Annotated in this window: 4 protein-coding genes; all 4 read right to left on the bottom strand. The window is 36.1% G+C overall.

Annotated features, from left to right (window positions below; all coding sequences use genetic code 11):
• Window positions 1-2,019, bottom strand: a 2,019-nt coding sequence (gene topA / locus IHO40_RS04625; RefSeq protein ID WP_225536981.1) for a type I DNA topoisomerase, incomplete at its 3' end; no start/stop codon positions are given.
• Between the two features lie 265 nt (window positions 2,020-2,284).
• Window positions 2,285-4,090, bottom strand: coding sequence for a SurA N-terminal domain-containing protein (locus IHO40_RS04620; protein ID WP_225536980.1), 1,806 nt, complete (start codon window positions 4,088-4,090; stop codon window positions 2,285-2,287).
• Window positions 4,091-4,222: 132 nt separating this feature from the next.
• The gene (dusB, locus tag IHO40_RS04615; RefSeq protein ID WP_225536979.1) at window positions 4,223-5,182 is read right to left on the bottom strand and encodes a tRNA dihydrouridine synthase DusB; all 960 of its coding nucleotides are present in this window, start codon (window positions 5,180-5,182) and stop codon (window positions 4,223-4,225) included.
• Window positions 5,167-6,522: a hypothetical protein gene (locus IHO40_RS04610; protein WP_225536978.1), complete on the bottom strand. Its 1,356-nt coding sequence runs from the start codon at window positions 6,520-6,522 to the stop codon at window positions 5,167-5,169. The genes dusB and IHO40_RS04610 overlap by 16 nt, the downstream gene beginning before the upstream one ends.
• Window positions 6,523-6,794 lie beyond the last annotated feature (272 nt).

Genomic DNA, 6,794 nt, shown 5'->3' with positions numbered 1-6,794 from the left:
CGACTCGTTGTTGAACTCCAGATAAAACCCAAAAGGGCCTTTTTTGATCATCACCTTTTGCCCTGTCACATCGTCTATACCCAAACTTTTTGGGTATTCCGAGTTGTCATTACTGCCTGTAATTTCTTTTGTATGGTTGCATGCAGGGTAGCTAGAACATCCAAGAAACACTCCAGCTTTTCCAAAGTTCAATTTCAATATGCCATCAGAACAATTAGGACATTTTTTGCCTATTTCTTCCTTTCCTTCTTCTGAACAAAACCAATCAACTACCAAACTGTGGATACCACTAAAAATTTCATCATGCGTCATTTGCTTAACAGAGTTCACAAGATTAAAAAACGGCACCCAAAAGTAGCCTAGTTCTTTTTTCCAATCTGCACGTCCATTTGAGATTAAATCAAGCTTTTCTTCCATTTGTGCTGTGAAATTATACTCTATACAACGCTGAAAAAAGGTTTCTAGAAATATGGTAACGATCTTACCGCGGCTGCTTGGAATAAATCTTTTATTATCCAGTGTAACGTACTCACGGTCTTGCAATACTGAAATAATTGCTGCATAAGTTGATGGACGGCCTATGCCAATTTCCTCCATTTTTTTTACAATGCTTGCTTCACCATAACGTGGTGGCGGTTGAGTAAAATGTTGTTTTGGATCAACAGAAATCAATTTGCACGCTTCACCTTTTTTCATGACAGGTAGCATGCCCTCATCTTCATCATCTGCGTTATCTCTATAAACTTTATAGAACCCATCAAAAAATATGTTCGACCCACTTGCTCGTAGAATTACCTTCTGATCAGTAGAACTAATTTCGACCATCACTTGATCGAGGATCGCTGATTCCATCTGACTTGCAATGGTTCTTTCCCAAATCAGATCATACAATTTAAATTGTTCTGGCGTTAAATAGTCCTTGATACTATCTGGCGTTCTATTTATATCAGTTGGACGAATCGCTTCATGCGCTTCCTGAGCATTTTTGACCTTTTTTACATATTGACGAGGAGACTTTGGTAAATATTTATCACCATATAATGACTTAATCAACTCTCTGATTGAGTTTATAGCCTCATCCGCAATATAAAACCCATCTGTACGCATGTAAGTTATCAAACCGACAGTTTCACTACCAATATCGATACCTTCATATAGGTTTTGCGCTATGCGCATAACATTTTTTACATTAAAGTAAAGCTTATTCACTGCATCTTGTTGAAGACTTGAAGTAATAAATGGGGGAAGCGGATTTCTCTTGACTTGCTTGCGTTCTACTGTGCTTACAGCATATTGCCTTGACTCGATCTCCGCAACTAAGTTCTCTGCTTCCTCTTCATTTTTAATATCAAATTTTTCTAGCTTTTTATTGTTATAGTGGCTAAGCACAGCAAGAAACGTTTCGTCTTTGCTATTTTGCATTTCTGCCTTTATGCTCCAATACTCCTGTGTTACAAATTTACTAATTTCATCTTCCCGCTCGCATATGAGCTTCAGTGCAACAGATTGCACCCGCCCTGCAGATTTGCTTCCTGACAATTTGGTCCATAAAAGTGGCGACAAATTAAATCCGACCAGGTAATCTAAAGCTCTGCGTGCTTGTTGCGCGCGCACTAAGTCCATGTTTATTTCGCTTGGATTCTTTATCGCTTCTTGCACTGCCTTTTTTGTTATCTCATTAAAAACTACTCTATAAATGTGGCTTTTATCACTGATTGCCTTCCTTTCCTTTAGTGCCTCTACCACATTCCAAGCTATTGCTTCTCCTTCCCTATCTGGATCTGTTGCAAGGTATATGTCTGATGTTTTACTTGCTTCTTTTGCCAACTCTTTCACATACTTTTCTGCTTTTTCAATAATCTCATACTTTATGGCAAAATCATTATCTGGATCAACAGAACCGTTTTTTACTGGCAGATCTCTAACATGTCCAAAAGATGCGGCTACCTTGAACTCTTTACTTAGATACTTGCCTATCGTTTTTGCCTTCGCAGGCGACTCAACTATCAATAAAGCCATAATTATTAGTATTTAAAAATAATATGTTGAGGAATATATAATGAAATGTAAAAAAATATTTTAATGGGTCCTGTGAATTTTACAAAGTGGATTGTTGAAGGCCTTTAGAAAACCCTTTACATTAACTATTCCAACTATTATCAGTTAATGCCAAATTTTGCAGTGATATGGCATTACTTCTTCTATTATATTTTCCCTTTACTTGTCATTCAAGTAGTTAAAACTAGAATAACATCATGCGTTCGAGGTAGGGTAGGCCCTATGGTTATACATTATCAAGTATAGCGTTGTTAACTTCAACCTTGTACTTTGATTCTAGATAGCTAATTAATTGCTCTTTTAGCGATATCATCACGCGTTTTCCAGTATCAAATGTGTTTAATTTGCCACTCGATGAATACATATCTTTTAGAACGCCTATTATAACTTCGTCATTATATTGAAAGGGGTCTGTTACCAAGTCAGTTGTCTTCATATTAAAAATCTCTTCTATAAAAGAAAAAGGGTAATTTTGTTGGTCTGCTTCATTGTGGTGTATCTGCTGATCTTTAATTAATTCTAAACCTTGAGTTTTCTCCAAATCTGTTTTTTCTTTTAGTTGAGCTGCAATTTCTTGCCCAATCTTAAACATTTGCTCTTTTATAAATCCATCACGCCAAAGGTCTTCTACTGATGCCTTGCCTTCTTCAAAATTTTGTAGCTTAGGCGGGATAATATCGGTGACCTTTACGCTGACAACGACATCTTCAATGTTCTTAAAATAACTTTTCTGGTCTTTTTCTCGAGAAAAGATAAAAGAAATCAAATCATTAGAACTTTCTACACTATTACCACTTTGATCCTTTCCACTTGCATCTACTGGACCAATGGTTTGTATAGGTAAATTGTATTCACTGGATATTTCCTCAATTGTTGCAGCATTGTATATCTTATAATTTGCTTGATTCATGAAATCGTTGACTTTTTCAAAAGACTTTCGGTTGGTTAAAACTGATCTCACGTCCTTTTTTAAATTAGCTAAATTTTCACTAGAAATTTGATGCACACTTTCCACTTTTATTATGTGCCAACCGAAACTGCTTGTTAAAACTGCGCTCACTTCACCTGCTTTGAGAGCAAATACCTTTTCTCTCATACCCTCTGGTAGAAAATCCTTGGTTATATTATTCATTCTGGTTTCCTCAAGTTTTGTTTTACCAAACTCTTCCGCTATTTGCTCAGAGCTCATTTTACCCTCTTCAAATGCTTTTCTTGCTGATTCGGCCTCTTCTTTAGAATGAAATACTAGGTTAAATATATCTCTTTGATCCTTAAGTTTCTGTTGTTCTATTATATCATCAACCTCCTCATCTGAGATCTGAACTTGATCTTCAAAATGTTTTTGGTTTAAGGAAATATATTGTGCAGTTCGATATTCAGGATAATAAAAGTGGGATTTATTTTTTTCATATAAGTTAAGTAAAGTTTGATTATCTGGCTTGGGAACATTTGTAACTGCATCTTTAGTTATTTTAACAATATCAACTACCCTGGTTTGGTGGCGATTTCTGTATATCTGCTCATCAATTTTCTCGCCAAAAGTTACTGGATAATTATCTCTAAACAGTGAAGTTAAAAACATCATTACAGGTAGGATTTTCTCTAGCTTTGCTACATATTCTCCTTCTGTCATATGTAGAGCGTTTAGCGTCTCATGAAATTTTCTTTTGTCAAATTCACCTTCATCGTCTTGGAAGTATTTAGTATTTTTAATGTGGTCCTTTATAGACTCTTCTCCAATTACCAACCCCAGGTCATTCATCAGGTTAAACAATAGTTTTTGCTCTACGAGTGCATTAAGTAAATCGTATTTCAGTTTTTTCACTTGTTCTTCGCTAACATTAGATCCAAAAATTTGCTTTCCGTAATTTTGATATAGCGATTTATACTCATCTAGTGTTATGACTTCTTTTCCAACTCTAGCTAACTCCTCCTTTTTACTGTCATCTGATAGAAGGTTGCCAACTCCCATAAAGATTAATAAACAAGCTAAAACGACAACAATTACTTTAGTGGACAAGTTTTTATTCATAAACGCAAAAGTTGATTATTGGTTAATTATAGAATAGTGATAATTTAGTTATTGTAAACCTGTTGATTGATTAGCTATAGTGTCAGTTTGTGTCCTCAGAGGGAAATATTTTTTTTCAGGTTATTAGACAGTCTAATATCCTTGGCTAAAAAAACTAACTATGTTTTCTTTTACTTCCGTGCTGTCTGTCATGTTATTTACTCTTACACGAAATTCAGATGAGTTTTTAGCCCCGCTACTATACCAGCCTATGTGTTTGCGAGCCATCTTTATTCCCGTGTCGTTTCCGTAATACTCAAGGATACTGTCATAGTGTTCAAGTATGATGCTTAATTTCTCTAAGGCTGTTGGCTCAGAAATTTCACCCCCACTTAGAAAGTTCATTGCTTGATTAATCAACCAGGGTTTGCCATAAACGCCACGACCTATCATTACTCCATCTGCTTCGGATTCTTTGAGCGCATTTTGAATGTCATTCAAATTTTTAATGTCACCATTTACTACAACCGGGATTTTTACTTGCTCTTTAACATTTCTAATAAATTTCCAATCTGCTAGACCGTTATAAAGCTGTGCCCTTGTTCTTCCATGCACAGTGATCATTTTTGCTCCAAGATCCTCTGCGATTTTCGCTAAACGTGGAGCGTTGCGGTTCTCGTCGTTCCATCCAGTGCGCATTTTCACCGTAACTGGCACATTAACTGCCTTGACTACAGCTTCAATTATTTCAGCGGCTTTTTTTTCATCACGCATTAGTGCTGATCCTGCATAACCGCTTACAACTTTTTTAACTGGACAACCAAAATTTATATCTATAACTCTAGCCCCCATGTCCTCATTTAATTTTGCAGCCTCTGCCATAACATCTGGCTCGCATCCAGCGAGTTGCACAGCAGTTAACTCATCAACTTTTGCTTTTTGCATACTCTGGCGAGTTTGCAAAATCATAGCTCTGCTTGCTATCATTTCTGAGGCTAACAAACTTGCACCGAGCTTCTTCACAATACTTCTAAATGGACAATCAGTCACTCCGGACATTGGTGCTAAGATTACCGGAGAATCGATAGTTAGATTTCCTATTTGGAGGGGCATAGGGTGCTATATATTGCAATAGTGTTACAAACCTGACCTATATTCTGCATCTTTGAAGTGGGTGATATAGATGTTGCCATTCCTGGCGAAAAATCACATAAAAGTCCGTTTTTTAAATCTTCCTTCCATTTTTCATCATTCATAAGTGCTTCTGCAAATTCTCTTCTTTTCCCATTTAAGTTAAATTTATATTTTGATAACTCTTTGTTAATTTCGTCAAATGATTTGCCTTCGATGAGCATTTGTGTAATTTTATGAGCATTTTCTAATGCAAATATGCCACAGTTGCATCCATCGCTTTGCTGTTTAGTTTTAGAGCTTTTTATATTGCCACTTCCCATTCTCAAAATTTCCTCTAGTGCGCTCACTATGTTATCAGTATTTATTGGGACGTTAACTAGTTCATTTTTCTTGTCCCGACACGTTTGTGCTGTTTTTTGGACATCTTTATCCATTTCTTTTCTTCCTTGTGCATTCAACTCGCTAGCTTGCTCAGTGAGAGGAGAAATCAACCCTTTAACTTCATTTGCAAGTTTTATGCTACTACGTTTACTACCAGGACTTGATAAATTAGTGCTAAAAGAATCACAATAATAAGCTCTAAACTGTTCATTATCCAAGTTATATGCAACAACTAGCGTTACCCAATGATTACTACCCAAATTAATAACTGAGGTAAATATCCTTTTCGAATTCTCTCGTTCTGCTTTATTTTTATATTCTTTTAACCTTTCATTCAGGGATTCAAGATTACCAGGAATACAAAAGAATATATGGCCATCTGAACTCTCTGAATAGTTATATACAGCTCTTGCAATATGGGCAATATCATGCTGTTGTAGCCAGTAAGTATAATTTTCTCTATTTGTCTTATGCACAAGAGTATCCAAATTTTCATAAAACTCTTTACCACCTAAGCCACTACCCGCAGAGTTTCTACGACTACTGTTTTTTGAGCCGGGTTCACTACCCGGCACAATACCACTATCCTTATCTAGCTCTTTCTGATTTACTACAGTATTCTCTTGCTCTTGCAACTCTTGTGGCTCAACCCCTTCCACCTTTGACGTTCTTTTTCCATTAAGTTCCCTAACTAAGCGATATAAAGGCTCAACGGCTACTTTGCATACCACTACAAAAGCTATTCCCATTAAAACCCAAACTACGGGATTAGAGATGAGCATAGCAAGTGGAAAGGTCAGTAGAGAAGATCCTATTATCAACCCTAAACAGCCAATGGTAAATGTAGCCGCCAGATATATACCAAAAGTGTAAATGGCAAACCTTCCACCAGTTTTGAGTTTGGTAAAGTAAGTGACTTTTTCTTTAGTGCTTAACATGTTATATCCATGAATGCCAGGTTAACTAGATTTTAGTAAATTTTAAGGGTAAAGTCAATCATGATAATCTTATACCAGCCCCACTACACGGAAAGGAGACAGACGAAAGTGAAAAAAAGTTATAACGTCATCCAATAGAAACGAAAAAAACTACTTAAAAATTCCTTCAGTTTCCTTATCATAGTGAAGCTATTAGAAACTTAGCAAAAACAAACAAATTAGATGCAAAATTGCTAGAAAAGTATGCTGACAAAAAACGATGAGGTGGTAGA

Source organism: Wolbachia endosymbiont of Mansonella ozzardi (assembly GCF_020278625.1).
GTDB lineage: Bacteria > Pseudomonadota > Alphaproteobacteria > Rickettsiales > Anaplasmataceae > Wolbachia.
This window is presented reverse-complemented; position numbering and strand designations above follow the sequence as displayed.